General features: G+C 63.1%; 16 protein-coding genes and 3 tRNA genes. 15 read left to right on the top strand and 4 right to left on the bottom strand.

The features are described from left to right. The first annotated feature begins 195 nt into the window (after positions 1-195). The 5 genes from clpX to ACP69S_RS08165 all read left to right on the top strand — a co-directional run bounded on the left by clpX (position 196) and on the right by ACP69S_RS08165 (position 6,044). A complete protein-coding gene (clpX, locus tag ACP69S_RS08185) occupies positions 196-1,458 on the top strand; it encodes an ATP-dependent protease ATP-binding subunit ClpX (protein WP_425996102.1) in 1,263 nt (420 codons plus the stop codon). 389 nt (positions 1,459-1,847) lie between these two features. After that, positions 1,848-4,247: an endopeptidase La gene (gene lon / locus ACP69S_RS08180; RefSeq protein WP_425996100.1), complete on the top strand. Its 2,400-nt coding sequence runs from the start codon at positions 1,848-1,850 to the stop codon at positions 4,245-4,247. 149 nt (positions 4,248-4,396) lie between these two features. After that, a complete protein-coding gene (locus ACP69S_RS08175; protein ID WP_425996098.1) occupies positions 4,397-4,675 on the top strand; it encodes an HU family DNA-binding protein in 279 nt (92 codons plus the stop codon). A 109-nt stretch (positions 4,676-4,784) separates the two neighbouring features. Beyond that, a tRNA-Val gene (locus tag ACP69S_RS08170) sits at positions 4,785-4,859 on the top strand. 18 nt (positions 4,860-4,877) lie between these two features. Next, positions 4,878-6,044, top strand: coding sequence for an esterase-like activity of phytase family protein (locus tag ACP69S_RS08165; protein ID WP_425996096.1), 1,167 nt, complete (start codon positions 4,878-4,880; stop codon positions 6,042-6,044). On the opposite strand, the gene ACP69S_RS08160 is transcribed toward ACP69S_RS08165, so the two are convergent. Then, positions 6,041-7,294, bottom strand: coding sequence for a nucleotide disphospho-sugar-binding domain-containing protein (locus ACP69S_RS08160; RefSeq protein ID WP_425996094.1), 1,254 nt, complete (start codon positions 7,292-7,294; stop codon positions 6,041-6,043). The genes ACP69S_RS08165 and ACP69S_RS08160 overlap by 4 nt on opposite strands. Before the next feature lie 298 nt (positions 7,295-7,592). Between ACP69S_RS08160 and ACP69S_RS08155 the strand changes: the two genes are divergently transcribed. Then, positions 7,593-8,792: a glycosyltransferase family 4 protein gene (locus tag ACP69S_RS08155; protein WP_425996298.1), complete on the top strand. Its 1,200-nt coding sequence runs from the start codon at positions 7,593-7,595 to the stop codon at positions 8,790-8,792. A gap of 4 nt (positions 8,793-8,796) precedes the next feature. On the opposite strand, the gene ACP69S_RS08150 is transcribed toward ACP69S_RS08155, so the two are convergent. The 3 genes from ACP69S_RS08150 to ACP69S_RS08140 form a co-directional block, all read right to left on the bottom strand. Next, positions 8,797-9,810, bottom strand: a complete 1,014-nt coding sequence (locus ACP69S_RS08150; protein ID WP_425996092.1) for an LLM class flavin-dependent oxidoreductase — start codon at positions 9,808-9,810, stop codon at positions 8,797-8,799. A 112-nt stretch (positions 9,811-9,922) separates the two neighbouring features. Then, positions 9,923-9,999: transfer RNA gene (locus ACP69S_RS08145), tRNA-Asp, on the bottom strand. A gap of 71 nt (positions 10,000-10,070) precedes the next feature. Further along, positions 10,071-10,147: transfer RNA gene (locus tag ACP69S_RS08140), tRNA-Asp, on the bottom strand. A gap of 200 nt (positions 10,148-10,347) precedes the next feature. On the opposite strand from ACP69S_RS08140, the gene ACP69S_RS08135 reads away from it, so the two are divergent. Genes ACP69S_RS08135 through ACP69S_RS08095 form a run of 9 tightly spaced genes read left to right on the top strand, consistent with a single transcriptional unit; the run spans position 10,348 to position 15,068 of the window. Then, positions 10,348-10,725, top strand: coding sequence for an NADH-quinone oxidoreductase subunit A (locus ACP69S_RS08135; protein WP_425996090.1), 378 nt, complete (start codon positions 10,348-10,350; stop codon positions 10,723-10,725). Further along, on the top strand, positions 10,695-11,300 hold the full coding sequence (locus ACP69S_RS08130; protein WP_425996088.1) for a NuoB/complex I 20 kDa subunit family protein: 606 nt from the start codon (positions 10,695-10,697) through the stop codon (positions 11,298-11,300). Before ACP69S_RS08135 ends, ACP69S_RS08130 begins: the two co-directional genes overlap by 31 nt. After that, a complete protein-coding gene (locus ACP69S_RS08125) occupies positions 11,297-11,908 on the top strand; it encodes an NADH-quinone oxidoreductase subunit C (RefSeq protein WP_425996086.1) in 612 nt (203 codons plus the stop codon). The genes ACP69S_RS08130 and ACP69S_RS08125 overlap by 4 nt, the downstream gene beginning before the upstream one ends. Positions 11,909-11,910: 2 nt before the next feature. Beyond that, complete coding sequence (locus tag ACP69S_RS08120; protein ID WP_425996296.1) at positions 11,911-12,312, top strand: hypothetical protein; 402 nt, start codon at positions 11,911-11,913, stop codon at positions 12,310-12,312. After that, positions 12,309-13,559, top strand: coding sequence for an NADH-quinone oxidoreductase subunit D (locus ACP69S_RS08115; RefSeq protein ID WP_425996084.1), 1,251 nt, complete (start codon positions 12,309-12,311; stop codon positions 13,557-13,559). The genes ACP69S_RS08120 and ACP69S_RS08115 overlap by 4 nt, the downstream gene beginning before the upstream one ends. Then, positions 13,556-13,888, top strand: a complete 333-nt coding sequence (locus tag ACP69S_RS08110) for a nuclear transport factor 2 family protein (RefSeq protein WP_425996083.1) — start codon at positions 13,556-13,558, stop codon at positions 13,886-13,888. Before ACP69S_RS08115 ends, ACP69S_RS08110 begins: the two co-directional genes overlap by 4 nt. A gap of 3 nt (positions 13,889-13,891) precedes the next feature. Then, complete coding sequence (nuoE, locus tag ACP69S_RS08105) at positions 13,892-14,578, top strand: NADH-quinone oxidoreductase subunit NuoE (protein ID WP_425996081.1); 687 nt, start codon at positions 13,892-13,894, stop codon at positions 14,576-14,578. Continuing rightward, positions 14,578-14,805: a hypothetical protein gene (locus ACP69S_RS08100; protein WP_425996079.1), complete on the top strand. Its 228-nt coding sequence runs from the start codon at positions 14,578-14,580 to the stop codon at positions 14,803-14,805. The genes nuoE and ACP69S_RS08100 overlap by 1 nt, the downstream gene beginning before the upstream one ends. Next, positions 14,802-15,068 carry a hypothetical protein gene (locus ACP69S_RS08095; RefSeq protein WP_425996077.1) on the top strand — a complete coding sequence of 89 codons (267 nt, stop codon included), beginning with the start codon at positions 14,802-14,804 and terminating at the stop codon, positions 15,066-15,068. Before ACP69S_RS08100 ends, ACP69S_RS08095 begins: the two co-directional genes overlap by 4 nt. Position 15,069: the final 1 nt, after the last annotated feature.

Here is a 15,069-nt window from a genome sequence, read left to right as displayed (position 1 = left end):
AACCATGACACGGCACGGTCCATTTTCTCGCCAGGCGCTCGAAAAAGCCTCCAAGGCTTGTGAACTGCGGCCGGATCGGGGAATGTCAAGGATTAGACAACTCCCAGCATGTAAGCTGTCCCTTCGGTGGCGGCCTGTGAGCCAGGAGCGGGCGTCACGGCCGTAGCCGTCGCCGCCATAGCGTGAGAAGCGACCATGACGAAAGCCGCGAGCGGCGATACCAAGAGCACTCTGTATTGTTCTTTCTGCGGAAAGAGCCAGCATGAGGTGCGTAAGCTCATCGCGGGACCGACGGTGTTCATTTGTGATGAATGCGTCGAGCTCTGCATGGACATCATTCGCGAAGAGCACAAGATTGCTTTCGTGAAGTCGAAGGATGGCGTTCCGACGCCGCGCGAAATCTGCGAAGTTCTGGACGATTACGTGATCGGCCAAGGACATGCCAAGAAGGTGCTCGCTGTCGCGGTGCACAACCACTACAAGCGCCTGAACCACGCGTCGAAGAACAACGACGTCGAACTGGCCAAATCCAACATCCTGCTGGTCGGCCCGACCGGTACCGGCAAGACGCTTCTGGCCCAGACCCTGGCCCGAATCATCGACGTGCCGTTCACGATGGCCGACGCCACCACCCTGACCGAAGCCGGTTATGTGGGTGAGGATGTCGAGAATATCGTGCTGAAGCTGCTGCAGGCCGCCGACTACAATGTCGAACGGGCGCAGCGGGGCATCGTCTATATCGACGAAATCGACAAGATCAGCCGCAAGTCCGACAATCCGTCGATCACACGCGACGTGTCGGGCGAAGGCGTGCAGCAAGCTCTGCTGAAGATCATGGAAGGCACCGTCGCCTCCGTGCCGCCGCAGGGCGGGCGCAAGCATCCGCAGCAGGAGTTTCTGCAGGTCGACACCACGAACATCCTGTTCATCTGCGGCGGGGCGTTCGCGGGTCTGGAGCGCATCATCTCGGCGCGCGGCCAGGGCAAGTCGATCGGCTTCGGGGCCAAGGTCGCCGATCCGGAAGAGCGTCGCACAGGCGAGATCCTGCGCAATGTCGAGCCGGACGACCTCCAACGCTTTGGCTTGATCCCGGAATTCATCGGCCGCCTGCCTGTGGTCGCGACCCTGGAGGACCTCGACGAGGTCGCCCTGGTCAAGATCCTGACCGAGCCGAAGAACGCCTTCGTCAAGCAGTACCAGCGCCTGTTCGAGATGGAGAACATCGGCCTGACCTTCACCGAAGACGCCCTCAGCGGCGTCGCCACGAAGGCCATCGCCCGCAAGACCGGCGCGCGGGGCCTGCGTTCGATCATGGAAGGCATCCTGCTGGAGACCATGTTCGAACTGCCCAACTACGAGGGCGTCGAAGAAGTGGTGGTCAATGCCGAAGTTGTCGAAGGTCGGGCCCAGCCACTACTGATCTATGCGGAAAAGAAGGGCGGCGCCGCGTCGGCCTGACGCGAATCGCTTCCTGACGATCAAGGCGCGCTCTCTCGAGCGCGCCTTTTTCATGCCGTCGTAGCCCGATAGCCATATTCATGACCCGCTTGATGCGCCGGCGCCACAGGCCAGTCCGGCCGACTATGGTCGTATCAAAGCTTTGGCTTGCAACGAAATTGCGTAACGGCGGGCTTTAGGGGCATATCCCCTTCAGCTTGGCCACTTATGCGCGACCTGTCGCCGCTATCAGGCGACTCAGCTTGAACGCGGTTGCGAAACGTCCACATAAATACGGACATTCCGTCCAGTCCCGGACGGACGAGCTGATCGACTCAGGCGCATCGTCTGAGTAACGGCGGCCCGCATGGCCGAGCGCGGACGCCGCGACGGCCGGGAGTAAGAGCATTATGTCTGAACTTCGCACGCTTCCAGTTTTGCCTTTGCGGGACATCGTGGTTTTCCCGCACATGGTGGTGCCGCTCTTCGTTGGGCGGGACAAATCCGTTCGCGCCCTCGAAGAGGTGATGCGCGGCGACAAGCAGATCCTGCTGGTGACCCAGAAGAACTCGGCGGACGATGACCCGTCGCCGGGCGATATCTATGATGTCGGCGTTCTGGCCACGGTCCTGCAACTGCTGAAGTTGCCCGACGGCACCGTCAAGGTGCTGGTCGAGGGCAAGGGCCGCGCCGCCGTGGTCAAGTTCACCGATCAGGAATCCTTTTACGAGGCCCAGATCGGTGAAGTGAGCGAGGACGAGGGCGTCGGCCCCGAGGCCGAGGCTCTGTCGCGCGCCGTGGTCGAGCAGTTCGAGAACTACGTCAAACTCAACAAGAAGGTGCCGCCGGAGGCCCTGGCGTCGATCCCGCAGATCGCTGAGCCCGGAAAGCTGGCCGACAGCATCGCCGCGCACCTGTCGGTGAAGATCGGCGACAAGCAGCACCTGCTGGAAATCTTCGACATCGTCAAACGCCTGGAGAAGGTCTTCGCCCTCATGGAGGGCGAGATCAGCGTCCTGCAGGTCGAAAAGAAGATCCGCTCGCGCGTGAAGCGCCAAATGGAGAAGACCCAGCGCGAATATTATCTCAACGAACAGATGAAGGCGATCCAGCGCGAGCTGGGTGATCCCGACGATCAGCGCGACGAGCTCATCGATCTCGAGAAGCGCATCAAGAAGACCAGGCTCTCCAAGGAAGCCCGCACCAAGGCCGAAGGCGAGCTGAAGAAGCTGCGCAATATGAGCCCGATGTCGGCCGAGAGCACCGTCGTGCGCAACTATCTCGACTGGATGCTGTCGATTCCCTGGGGCAAGGCCAAGACCAAGAAGATCGACCTCGTCGAGGCCGAAGGCATCCTCGACGAGGACCACTATGGTCTGGAGAAGGTCAAGGAACGTATTCTCGAGTATCTGGCCGTCCAGGCCCGCACCAACTCGCTGAAGGGGCCAATCCTCTGCCTCGTCGGCCCTCCCGGCGTCGGCAAGACCTCGCTCGGCAAGTCGCTGGCCAAGGCCACCGGTCGCGAGTTCGTGCGCATGAGCCTCGGCGGCGTGCGCGACGAGGCCGAGATCCGTGGTCACCGCCGCACCTATATCGGCTCGATGCCCGGCAAGGTCATCCAGTCGATGAAAAAGGCCAAGACCACCAACGCCTTCGTCCTGCTGGACGAGATCGACAAGATGGGCAACGATTATCGTGGTGATCCCGCGTCGGCCCTGCTCGAAGTGTTGGATCCCTCACAGAACTCGGCGTTCGGCGACCACTATCTGGAAGTCGACTACGACCTCAGCCAGGTGATGTTCGTCACGACGGCCAACAGCCTCAACATGCCTCAGCCGCTGCTGGACCGCATGGAGATCATTCGCATCGCCGGCTACACCGAGGATGAGAAGCTGGAGATCGCCAAGCGCCACATCCTGCCCAAGCTGACCAAGGACCACGGTCTGAAGGAAGCCGAGTTCGTGGTGCCCGAAAAGGCGATCCGCGACTTGATCCGCTACTATACCCGGGAAGCCGGCGTGCGGTCTCTGGAGCGGGAACTGGGCGCTCTGGCGCGCAAAACCGTTCGTGATCTTGGGCGCGAAAAGATCACGTCGATTACCATCGACGACGAGCGCCTGGCCAAATATTCGGGCGTCAAGAAGTACCGCTATGGCGAGACCGACGAGGTCGATCAGGTCGGTATTGTTACCGGTTTGGCCTGGACCGAGTTCGGCGGCGACATTTTGACCATCGAAGCCGTGAAGATGCCGGGCAAGGGTCGCATGACCGTGACTGGCAACCTCAAGGAGGTGATGAAGGAGTCGATCTCGGCGGCCCAGTCCTACGTTCGCTCGCGGGCCATGCACTTTGGCGTAAAGCCGCCGATCTTCGAAAAGACCGACGTCCACATCCACGTGCCGGACGGCGCTACCCCTAAGGACGGCCCTTCGGCCGGCGCCGCCATGGCCCTGGCCATGGTCTCGGTACTGACCGGTATCCCGATCCGCAAGGATATCGCCATGACCGGCGAGATCACTCTGCGCGGCCGGGTAACTGCTATCGGCGGCCTCAAGGAGAAGTTGCTGGCGGCTCTGCGCTCTGGCGTGAAGACGGTTCTGATCCCTCAGGAGAACGAGAAGGATCTGGTCGACGTGCCGCAGTCGGTGAAGGACGGCCTGGAGATCATTCCGGTCTCCACGATCGACGAGGTGCTCAAGCACGCTCTGACGGGGCCTCTGACCCCTGTAGAGTGGAATGAGGCCGATGAGCCGATTGCTGCAACTGCGAAGGTCGATGAGGGCGATGCTGACGCCATTCTGACCCACTGAACGTAAGTTATTGTTGATAAGTTGAGCGGCGCGGGAGATTCCCGCGCCGCCTTCATTTGACGGGGCATTTTCCGCCGCCATAATCCCGTCCGAGCGAAGTGGCGTCTGCTTTTGCGAAGCGCCGCCGCTTTATTGGCTGGGAGAAAAAAATGACCACAAAAGCCGAACTCGTCACGGCGATCGCCGAGAAGGCGGGCATCAATAAAAATCAGGCCAAGGACGCCCTGGAAGCCTTCATCGAATCCGTTACCGACTCTCTGAAGTCGGGCAACGACGTGCGCCTCGTCGGCTTTGGCACGTTCAAGGCCGTGGCCCGTGCGGCGGGCACCGCGCGCAACCCGCGCACCGGCGAGACTGTGAACCGTCCGGCGTCCAAGACCGCGCGTTTCCAGGTCGGCGAAGGCCTGAAGACCACGCTCAACGGCTGATCCGTTTTTTAGAGACAAGAGGGCGGAGCGCTTTGCGGTGCGCCGTCCTTTTTTCTTTTCGCGCTTTGCGCGGCTCGCGCCGGCGGCTAGAAGGCCGGCTCGACTTTTGGGGCGGTTAGCTCAGCGGTAGAGCGTCTCCTTTACACGGAGAGGGTCGGGGGTTCGATCCCCTCACCGCCCACCAAAATTCTTCGGATCCAGAATGCCAAACCCTGGCGATGCGATCACCGTCACGCGCCTCGCCTGGACCGACAGGGTTCTTGACGACATCGACACGCCAGGCGGCCAACTGCGGATCACCCTGGGTCTGGGTTCGGGGCTGGCGCGCAGGGCGAGCGACCCGCCGGGGCGTCTCTGGGCCTTGGGGGATCGCGGACCCAATCTGAAGGTCGGGCTTGCCGTGGGGCGCTACGGTCTCGACCACCTGAAGGCCCTCGCAGGCATCGAAGGGGCCAAGATCATGCCGCGGCCGGCTTTAGGCCCTATGCTGGCCGAGCTTCAGCTTGATGGCCACTCTATTGCCTGTCTCCGCATCGTGCCGTTCACCGACCAAACGGGCGCCGCTTTTAACGGGCTGCCGCTTCCCGGCGGCGACACGGCAAGCATGGAGCCGGCGTTCGATCTGGCCGGAGCACCTTTAGGCGCCCACACATCCGGCGCGGATACCGAAGCCGTCGTCGCGCTTGCGGACGGCTCCTTCTGGGTGGCGGAAGAATATGGGCCATCGCTGATGAAGGTCGGGGCGGATGGAACGGTGCTTGTCCGTTGGGTCCCGTCGGGTTGCGAGGCGTCCTTGCAGGGTGCGGCATTTCCGGTTGCCGGGGTGCTGCCCGGGCTGGCGGCCAAGCGGCGCCTGAACAGGGGCTTTGAAGCCCTGGCGCTTTCCCACGATGAGCGCCGCCTTCACGTCCTGCTCCAGAGCCCGCTGGAGGCAAGCGATGAACACGCCGCCGCGCCGCTCGGCCACGCTCGATTATGGTCTCTGGATATCGACACCGGCAGTATCGTCGGCGAGCACTTCTATCCGTTTGATGCACCGTCAAGTTTCGCGCGCGACGCCGAAGCGGGCCTCGTGGACGCCGAGGACCTGAAAATCTGCGAAGCGGCGTCAGTCGGTTCCGGACAGCTTCTGGTGCTGGAACGGATTTCGCGCACGGCCAAGATCTATCACGTGGCCCTGACCCAGCGCGTTTTGAGCAAGACCCTGCTTCTCTCGACAGACGATTGGCCAGCCATCGTGCCCGACCTGGAGGGCATGGCGATCCTGTCCGATCGCTCGCTCGTCCTGTGCACAGACAATGACTTTGGCGTGGAGGGGGCGGAAACCGCCTTCTTCAGGATCGATTTCGACCGGCCGTTTTCGGTCTAGGCGACCAGATCCTCCAGCAATGCCGCCGCCGATCGATTGGCCTGATCGATGCGGATGGCGGCGCCGAGCACGTTTGCCGCCTGACGATAGCTGTCGTTCTCAAGCAAGTCCGTGATAGCGGCCGCAATTGCCTCGACGCTCGCGTCGGGCGCAAGGCGCAGTCCGGCCTGCCGGGCGACGACACGGGCGGCGTTGTCGTGCTGGTCACGTCCCATTGGCAGGCACAGAATTGGCACCCCGGCCATCAGCGGTCGCAGCGTCGAGCCGTGGCCTGCGTGGGTCACGAACACCGCAGTCTGGTCCAGTAAAGCCTGATGCGGGGCGCTGCGAACCACGCTGACATTATCGGGGGCGGGGAATTCGATCGGATCGAGGGTCGGTCCGGTCGTGACCAGTCCGCGAACCGGCAGGCGGCCCACCGCGGCGATGACGGTCTTCAGCGTCGCTTCCTGCGCTTGATAGAGGCTCGAAAACGAGACCAGCACCAGCGGCGCGTCACCCGGAGGAACGGCCGCAGGCTCAGCCCAGACAGGATCGGCCAGATAGGGACCCGCATAGGCGAATGGAACGGGCAAGAGGTCCGGCGCGAAATCGAAGGCCCGACTGGTGGCGATCAGAATCGAGTGGGCGGTGTCGAGTTGAGCAAACAGATCGTTCAGCGGGGACAGGCCAAGCTCGGCTCGCGCGGCATTCAGAGCGGGCAGGCCGATCTGGAAAAGTCCCCGGCTCATCTGGGTGACCATGGCGTGCATGGCGTGCTCTTCGTCCGAGGTCGCCGGGAGCATGCCCGCGCCAAAGGGCGGAAATCTCGACAATGTCGGGAGCGACCAGATATTGGCGGCGAACAGGGCCAGAGGCAGGGCGCGCGCCTCTGCGGCCGCCATGACGCCCAGCAGAAGCTCTTGGCTGACAATGGCGTTCGGCTTGAAGGCGTCGACAACAGCAAGCGTGTCCCGCGCATAGGCCAGGGCAGGACCGGCCATGACCAGGTCGATGAGGCGCTGGATCACCTCCAGGGGATTGTCGGCCTCGTGATCCTTCAGACGATCGTCTTCGCGGCGTTTTCCAGTTTGGCTCGGCGCGGTCGTCCAAGGTCGGAAAGTCAGGCCCAGAGCGGCGGCGTCCACGTCGTTGCAGACATCGCTGAGGATCAGAACCGTATGGCCGCGGTCCTGCAGATCGCGCGCGACCAGAAATAGCGGCTGCACATGTCCGCCGCCTTCCCAGGTGGTGAATAGATAACGCGCCATTCGGTCCCCGTTCGGTCAAGCCTTGGCCTTACGCGGTCATGCTTCGTCTTGCCAAGAGCGATCAAAACCTGCTGGTTGTACGCTGCGGATCGCGAGGCCCCCAAACCGGTGGTTGGCGACAGAACTGCGGAATGTGGACGCGCGGTCGAGATGCTGCTTCGCAGGGGGCCTTGGCGTGGCGCGGCGTTGGGGTGAAACTGCGCCGCAGCGACGAGGAACTCTAGCTGTCGCGAAAGCTTTATCGTTCTGAGGCCGAATAGCGCGGTCTGGGTAACATTGAGGATTCGGCGTGGTGGACTTGAGATCGGACCGACCGTTTGGCTTTCACGGTGTTCCGGATGCCAGCCCCTCGTCGGACGAAACCGTCCGTCTGGTCGATACGACGATGCTGTACGCTCCGCGAAGTGGGGGAGTGCGCCGCTATCTCAATTCGAAACGGGCCTGGCTGACGGCCAACCGGCCTTCCGTCCACCACACGCTGGTCGTTCCCGGCGCCCGCGACGCGCATGACGGACAGGGACGCGTGTCGATCTATGCCGCGCCTTTGCCGTTTGGCGACGGATATCGCTGGCCGGTCGTCAAACAAGCCTGGATGGAACGGCTGATCCGCCAGAGGCCGCACATCATCGAGGCGGGAGATCCCTATACCCCCGGTTTGGCGGCCTTACGGGCAGGCGACGCTTTGGGCGTGCCGGTCGTGGGCTTCTGTCACACAGACCTGGGCGCGCTGGCCGCGCTGCACATCGGAGAATGGGCGGAGAAGCCGGTGCAGAAGCGCTGGGCGGCGATCTACAGCCAGTTCGACCAGGCGGTGGCGCCCAGTCGCTTCATTGCCGGCCGATTGATAGAGGCCGGCGTCTCCAACGCCATTGGCCTGCCACTCGGCGTCGATGTGAACATCTTCCATCCCCGGCGCGGCGACCGGGCCGGACTGCGCGCATCTCTGGGCTTGAGGCCTGACCACCGAATTCTAGTCTTCGCCGGCCGGCCTGCGCGGGAGAAGCGACTGGAAATTCTTGTGGAAGCCGTCGAGCGCCTCGGGGAGCCCTATGTGCTGTTGCTGATCGGGGCCGGCAGCGGCGCGCCCGTCAGCGACCGCGTGATCTGCATGGACTACCAGCGCGATCCCCAGGCGTTGGCGGCCATATTGGCCGGCTGCGACGCTTTCGTGCACGCTAACGACAACGAGCCATTCGGTCTGGTCGTGCTGGAGGCCATGGCGTGCGGGTTGCCGGTCATCGGCGTGGCGTCGGGAGGCGTGGCTGAATCGGTCGATGCATCGGTCGGCGAACTTGCGTCCGCGTCGGAGGCCAGCGCCATGGCTGAGGCCGTCGAGTCGGTGTTCACGCGCGGTGCGGAAGCCTTGGGTCAGGCGGCCCGACGCCGCGCAGAAGAGCGGCACGGCTGGGATTCAGTCTTCCGGACCCTGTGCCAGATCTATGGCGGCCTGACAGGCGCGACGGGTTTTTCAGGCGCCGCGCCCGTCATCCGGCACTAAGGAATCAGGCGGCCTGGGCAAGTTGGCCGCGAATCTCGGCCAAGATCTCGTAGCTGCGAACCCGGGCGGTATGGCTGTGGATCTGCGAAGCCGCCATCAGTTCGTCAGCGCCAGTCAGGGCCAGCACGGCCTCGATCTTGTTCCGAACCGTTTCGGGAGAGCCCACTGCCGAATAGCGGAAAGTGTGCTCAAGACCAGCCAGCTCAGCCGGTGAAGCGATCAGGGTGATGTCGTCCACCGGTGGGGGCATCAGACCCGGCCTGCCTCTCCGGAGGGCCAAGAACTGTTGCTGGGTCGAGGACGACAGCCGTTTTGCCTCTTCGTCGGTCTCGGCCGCGCATACGCCGATGCAGACCATGACATAGGGCGAGGCGAGGGCGTCAGAAGGTTTGAAGTGTCGGCGATATAGCGCGATCGCGTCCACGAGCTGGTCCGGCGCGAAATGGGCGGCGAAGGCGAATGGCAGGCCGAGCGCCGCGGCCAGCTGCGCGCTGTAGGTGCTGGAGCCGAGCAGCCACAGCGGTACATCCTGACCTTCACCCGGCACGGCGCGCACTGACTGGTCCGGCGTCGCTGGCTGGAACCAAGCCTGAAGCTCCACGACGTCCTGAGCAAACGAATCAACTGCGCCCATGTAGCGCCGGAGAGCCCTCATCGTGGCCTGATCGGTGCCCGGCGCACGGCCCAAACCCAGATCGATGCGACCGGGATAGAGCGCGGCCAGGGTGCCGAACGCCTCCGCGACCATCAGGGGCGCGTGATTTGGAAGCATGATCCCACCCGACCCGACCCGAATCGTCGAGGTGCCTGACGCGACGTGGCCAATCGCCACGGCCGTGGCGGCGCTGGCGATTCCCGGCATGTTGTGGTGCTCGGCCAGCCAGTAGCGGTGAAAACCGAGCCTTTCGGCATGCCGGGCCAAGTCGAGGCTATTGCGGAGAGCGTCGCCCACGGTGGAGCCCATCGGGACGGGCGCGAGGTCGAGAACGGAAAACACGGGGGAGGACGCTGCTGACATCGATGCAACATCGTGTCGGACCAGACCAACCTCAAGCCTTGGCCGTCACACGACGCAATATAGCTGACCAATCGGCCTGAAAGCTTGAATTCTGGGAGAAGGCGCCGGACGTTGGCGCGAATGACGGGACTTGAACCCGCGACCTCCGGCGTGACAGGCCGGCGCTCTAACCAACTGAGCTACATCCGCGTCGTGCGCCAAGGCGCGACAGTCGTCCGTATTCGCCGTCTGAAAGGGAAGCACAACCACCTTTTGCAAGGTGGCGCGAATGACGGGACTTGAACCCGCGACCTCCGGCGTGACAGGCCGGCGCTCTAACCAACTGAGCTACATCCGCATTAGGCCTTCGCCGAAGCGAAAGTGCGACCCGCCCTTCGGCGAGGCGCGTCTGATATGTCGGGCGCGGACTCGTGTCAACGGCCATGTCGTCGAAGCTGTGGAAGAGGAATAGTTGCGACCGTTTCTCAATGTGTCGCGGGCGTTTGAAGCGTCGGCGGGCATGGGCTACAACCCGCTCGATTCAAGCCAAGGGCTGTCATGAACGCCTTCCTTCTCCAGTATCTGCCGATCGTGATCTTCCTGGGGATCGCGACCATTATCGGCGTCGCTTTTCTCGCCGCTGCCGCGGTCCTGGCGCCCAGAGCGCCGGACCCGGAAAAGCTGTCCGCCTACGAATGCGGCTTCAACGCTTTTGACGATGCGCGCATGAAGTTCGACGTCCGATTCTATCTGGTGTCGATCCTCTTCATCATCTTCGATCTGGAGGTGGCGTTCCTGTTCCCGTGGGCCGTCACCCTGATGAAGCTGCCGCATGGCGTGGCCGCCTTCGCTTTCTGGTCGATGATGGTGTTCCTGGGCATCCTGACTGTCGGCTTCATCTATGAATGGAAGAAGGGCGCCCTCGAATGGGAGTGATCATTCCCGCCAATAGCTCGCCCCTCGTCCCGGCTGGTTCGGCCGGCCGTTCGACGGTGCAGGGCTATGACGCCAAGCTTCACGATCCGTTCTTTGACGGCATCTCAGGCCAGTTGGCGGACAAGGGCTTCATCACGGCCGCCGCCGACGATCTCATCACCTGGGCGCGCACCGGCTCGCTGATGTGGATGACGTTCGGCCTGGCATGCTGCGCCGTGGAAATGATGCAGGCCTCAATGCCGCGTTACGATCTAGAGCGTTACGGCTTCGCGCCCCGCGCGAGCCCGCGTCAGAGCGACGTGATGATTGTCGCGGGCACTCTGACCAACAAGATGGCTCCGGCTCTGCGCAAGGTCTATGACCAGATGCCCGAGCCGCGCTACGTCATTTCGATGGGCAGCTGCGCAAATGGCGGTGGCTACTACTATTACAGCTACAGCGTCGTTCGCGGCTGCGACCGCGTGGTGCCGGTGGACATCTATGTCCCAGGTTGCCCGCCAACTGCCGAGGCTTTGGTCTATGGCGTTCTGCAGCTGCAGAAGAAGATCCGGCGCACGGGGACGATCGAGCGATGAGCGAAGCCCTCGAACTTCTCGGCCAGGACATAGTTGCCCGTTGCCCGGGCGTGCTGGGTCATTCGGTAGCGTTCGGCGAGCTAACCATCGTCGCCCGCACGGCGACTGTGTGCGACACCCTGATCTTCCTACGGGACGATGCGGCTTGCCGGTTCCACCAGCTGATCGACCTAGCCGGCGTTGATTACCCAGAGCGCCCCGCGCGTTTCGACGTCGTCTATCACCTGCTGTCACTGGTGAAGAACCATCGCATCCGCCTGAAAGTCTCGACCGACGAGGAAACGCCGGTCCCGACGATCACGCCCGTGTTCGAAGTCGCCAACTGGTTCGAGCGCGAAGCGTTCGACATGTACGGCATCTTCTTCGACGGTCATCCGGACTTGCGCCGGATCTTGACCGACTACGGCTTCCACGGCCATCCGCTGCGGAAGGACTTCCCGATGACGGGCTATGTGGAAGTTCGCTACGACGACCAGCTGAAGCGCGTCGTCTACGAACCCGTCAAGATTACCGAGTTCCGTGCGTTCGATTTCCTCTCCCCTTGGGAAGGCGCGAAGTATGCCCTGCCAGGCGACGAGAAGGCCGAGAAAAGAGCAGGGGATGCATGATCATGGGTTTGCGCAGGCCGACGTTCCGTTCCGCCACCGCGTTCTTTCTGGTGACGTTTTCCACCGCGTTCCTGATGACCATCGGCATGCGGCTGACGGGCTGGTTCACGCGCGCGCCGGTTATCTCGGTCGAGCAGAACAAGGGCCTTGGCATAGCGATCATGATCGCGGTTATGACCTTGGCGATCGGAGCCGGTTTGCGGCGGATGGAAGTGGCCGAGTTGCGCAGCGCGCTGCTGGGCGCGGCCTCCGTGCTGCTGGCCCTGCCGCTGTCGCAAGCGGCGATCTCTCAGTCCTGGAGCGTCGCCACCACCATCATCTCGCTGCTGGGCGCCGTCCTGCTGGTTGCCGGACTGCTCGTTTCCCTCAGCATCGAGCAGCGTAAGGAAGGCCCGCAATTATGACTGGCCAAGACACTCCCGCGGCGGTGACCGACCTCGTTCGCGATGAGCCGACGGTTCCGGCGATCCCGGAAACGCCGGTGCGCAAGTTCAACATCAATTTCGGCCCGCAGCACCCGGCCGCGCACGGCGTGCTGCGCCTGGTGCTGGAGCTGGACGGCGAAGTCGTCGAACGCGTCGATCCGCATATCGGCCTGCTGCATCGCGGCACCGAGAAGCTGATGGAAGCGCGCACCTACTTGCAGAACATCCCGTACTTCGACCGCCTCGACTACGTGGCGCCGATGAACCAGGAGCATGCCTTCTGCCTGGCCATCGAGAAGCTGCTGGGCGTCGAGGTGCCCAGGCGCGGTTCGCTGATCCGGGTGCTCTATTCGGAAATCGGTCGGGTGCTGAGCCATCTGCTGAACGTGACGACCCAGGCTATGGACGTCGGCGCCCTGACGCCGCCGCTCTGGGGCTTCGAGGAGCGCGAAAAGCTGATGGTATTCTACGAACGCGCCAGCGGCTCGCGCCTGCACGCCAACTATTTCCGTCCGGGCGGCGTCCACCAGGACCTGCCGCCGCAGCTGATCGAAGACATCGACACGTGGGCCAAGGCCTTCCCGAAAATCTGCGACGACATCGAAGGCCTGATCACCGACAACCGCATCTTCAAGCAGCGCAATGTCGATATCGCTGTTGTGACGCGTGAAGAAGCGATCGAATGGGGCTTCTCGGGCGTGATGGTGCGGGGTTCGGGCATCGCCTGGGACCTGCGCCGGAACCAACCTTACGAGTGCTACAACGAGTTCGAATTCGACATTCCGCTGGGCAAGAACGGCGACTGCTACGATCGCTATCTGTGCCGCATGCAGGAGATGCGCGAGTCGACGAAGATCATCCGTCAAGCCTGCGGCATGCTTCGCAAGACGCCGGGCCCGGTGATGACCGAGGACAACAAGGTCGCCCCGCCGCGTCGTGCCGAGATGAAACGGTCGATGGAAGCCCTGATCCATCACTTCAAGCTCTACACCGAAGGTTTCCGCACGCCGGCCGGCGAGGTCTATGCCTGCGTCGAGGCTCCAAAAGGCGAATTCGGTGTGTTCGTGGTCTCTGACGGCACGAACAAGCCCTACCGCTGCAAGATCCGGGCGCCGGGCTTCCCGCACCTCGCGGCCATGGACTGGATGAGCCGCGGCCACATGCTGGCCGACGTCTCGGCCATCCTCGGCTCGCTGGACATCGTGTTCGGGGAGATCGACCGTTGATCGCGGCTGCCGTTCAAAGCCAGCTAGACGCCTATAACGCCCAGGATGTCGATGCGCTGTGCCGGCACTTTGCTGACGACATGATGGTCGCCGACCTGAACGCCGAGCCGAACCTGCATGGCGTCGCCGCCTTTCGCCAGCGTCATGTCGGCCTGTTCGCCCAGTTTCCGCAGAACCGCGCCGAATTGCTGTCGCGTGTGGTGATCGGCAACAAGGTCATCGACCATGAGCGGGTCTTCCGCTCGCCCGACGCGACGCCTTTCGAGGTCGCCGCCATCTACACCTTCGCCGGCGATAAGATCGCCCGCGTCGATTTCGTGAAAGCCTGACGCATGTCCGTTCGTCGTCTCGCCAAGGAACAGCCCGCGAGCTTTGCGTTCTCCCAGGAGAGCCAGGCCAAGGCTGACTGGTGGAAAGCCAAATACCCCGCCGAGCGCAAGCAGTCTGCGGTGATCCCCATGCTCTGGCTGGCCCAGAAGCAGGAAGGCTGGATTCCCGAGCCCGCGATCCGGGAGATCGCCAGCCAGCTCGAGATGCCTGTCATCCGGGTGCTGGAAGTCGCGACCTTCTACGTGATGTTCCAGCTGCAGCCCGTCGGCAAGGTCGCCTTCGTCCAGCTGTGCGGCACCACACCCTGCCAGCTGCGCGGCGCGCTCGACCTGCGCAGGGTGCTAAAAGACAAGATCGGCGAGGCCCATCACATCTCGGCCGACGGCAAGTTCAGCTGGGAAGAGGTTGAGTGCCTTGGCGCCTGCTGCAATGCGCCGATGGCCGCTATCAACGACTATTATTATGAGGACCTGACGCCGGAGAGCCTGGCCCAGATCCTCGATGACTTCGCCGCCGGCAAGTCGCCCCAGCCGGGCAGCTACGAAGGCCGCAAGTCCTCCGAGCCCAAGGACTCGATCAAGACCTTGACCGAACCGAAGCTCTTCGACGGCTCGCTGGCCAAGAAGATCAAAATCCCGAACCTGCCCGAAAAGCCCAAGACGGCCCCGGCTACGGAGCCGACCGCCTGATGAACGCCGACGCCGTCCTTCAGAAGAAGCGACTGACCACGATGCTCGCCATCGACGCGGTCTGCTTCGTGCTGGCTGGCGCGGCGATCGTCGGTCATGTGGCGATGGGCGTCGGCTGGCTGCTGTGGGCCTTCCTGGTGCTGGTCGCCGCCGGTCTTGGCGCGCAGATCTGGTTCGTGCTGGGCTGGATGCGCGCCGTAAAGCGGGAAGAGGGGGCTTCGTCATGATCGACGACAGCGACTTCAATACGCGCAAGGCGGCCCATATCGACACCATTCGCAGCATTGGCCGCCGCGAACGCGGCGTCGGCTTCGTGGTTTGCCTGCTCGGCGCTCTGCTTCTGATCTGGGGGCGGACCGTCGCAGGGGCTCCGCAATGGGCTGTGGTTCTCGGTCTCGTGACGATTGCCGCCGGTTGGCTGCTTTTCGCCTATGTCATCCTTCGTCGGACGCGGTATGTGCGCGCCCATCCATTCGATCCGCAAAGCTGAG

The sequence above is a fragment of the Caulobacter sp. DWR1-3-2b1 genome (assembly GCF_049895765.1).
Taxonomy (GTDB): Bacteria; Pseudomonadota; Alphaproteobacteria; order Caulobacterales; family Caulobacteraceae; genus Caulobacter.
This window is presented reverse-complemented; position numbering and strand designations above follow the sequence as displayed.

What these genes read in the sequence shown, in the direction of transcription:
- ACP69S_RS08095 (WP_425996077.1), top strand. Translation starts at nt 14,802, where the DNA reads ATGATCGACGACAGCGACTTCAATACGCGCAAGGCGGCCCATATCGAC.
- clpX (WP_425996102.1), top strand. Translation starts at nt 196, where the DNA reads ATGACGAAAGCCGCGAGCGGCGATACCAAGAGCACTCTGTATTGTTCT.
- lon (WP_425996100.1), top strand. Translation starts at nt 1,848, where the DNA reads ATGTCTGAACTTCGCACGCTTCCAGTTTTGCCTTTGCGGGACATCGTG.
- nuoE (WP_425996081.1), top strand. Translation starts at nt 13,892, where the DNA reads ATGTCCGTTCGTCGTCTCGCCAAGGAACAGCCCGCGAGCTTTGCGTTC.
- ACP69S_RS08115 (WP_425996084.1), top strand. Translation starts at nt 12,309, where the DNA reads ATGACTGGCCAAGACACTCCCGCGGCGGTGACCGACCTCGTTCGCGAT.
- ACP69S_RS08175 (WP_425996098.1), top strand. Translation starts at nt 4,397, where the DNA reads ATGACCACAAAAGCCGAACTCGTCACGGCGATCGCCGAGAAGGCGGGC.
- ACP69S_RS08150 (WP_425996092.1), bottom strand. Translation starts at nt 9,810, where the DNA reads ATGTCAGCAGCGTCCTCCCCCGTGTTTTCCGTTCTCGACCTCGCGCCC.
- ACP69S_RS08160 (WP_425996094.1), bottom strand. Translation starts at nt 7,294, where the DNA reads ATGGCGCGTTATCTATTCACCACCTGGGAAGGCGGCGGACATGTGCAG.
- ACP69S_RS08135 (WP_425996090.1), top strand. Translation starts at nt 10,348, where the DNA reads ATGAACGCCTTCCTTCTCCAGTATCTGCCGATCGTGATCTTCCTGGGG.
- ACP69S_RS08130 (WP_425996088.1), top strand. Translation starts at nt 10,695, where the DNA reads ATGGAAGAAGGGCGCCCTCGAATGGGAGTGATCATTCCCGCCAATAGC.
- ACP69S_RS08165 (WP_425996096.1), top strand. Translation starts at nt 4,878, where the DNA reads ATGCCAAACCCTGGCGATGCGATCACCGTCACGCGCCTCGCCTGGACC.
- ACP69S_RS08100 (WP_425996079.1), top strand. Translation starts at nt 14,578, where the DNA reads ATGAACGCCGACGCCGTCCTTCAGAAGAAGCGACTGACCACGATGCTC.
- ACP69S_RS08120 (WP_425996296.1), top strand. Translation starts at nt 11,911, where the DNA reads ATGGGTTTGCGCAGGCCGACGTTCCGTTCCGCCACCGCGTTCTTTCTG.
- ACP69S_RS08125 (WP_425996086.1), top strand. Translation starts at nt 11,297, where the DNA reads ATGAGCGAAGCCCTCGAACTTCTCGGCCAGGACATAGTTGCCCGTTGC.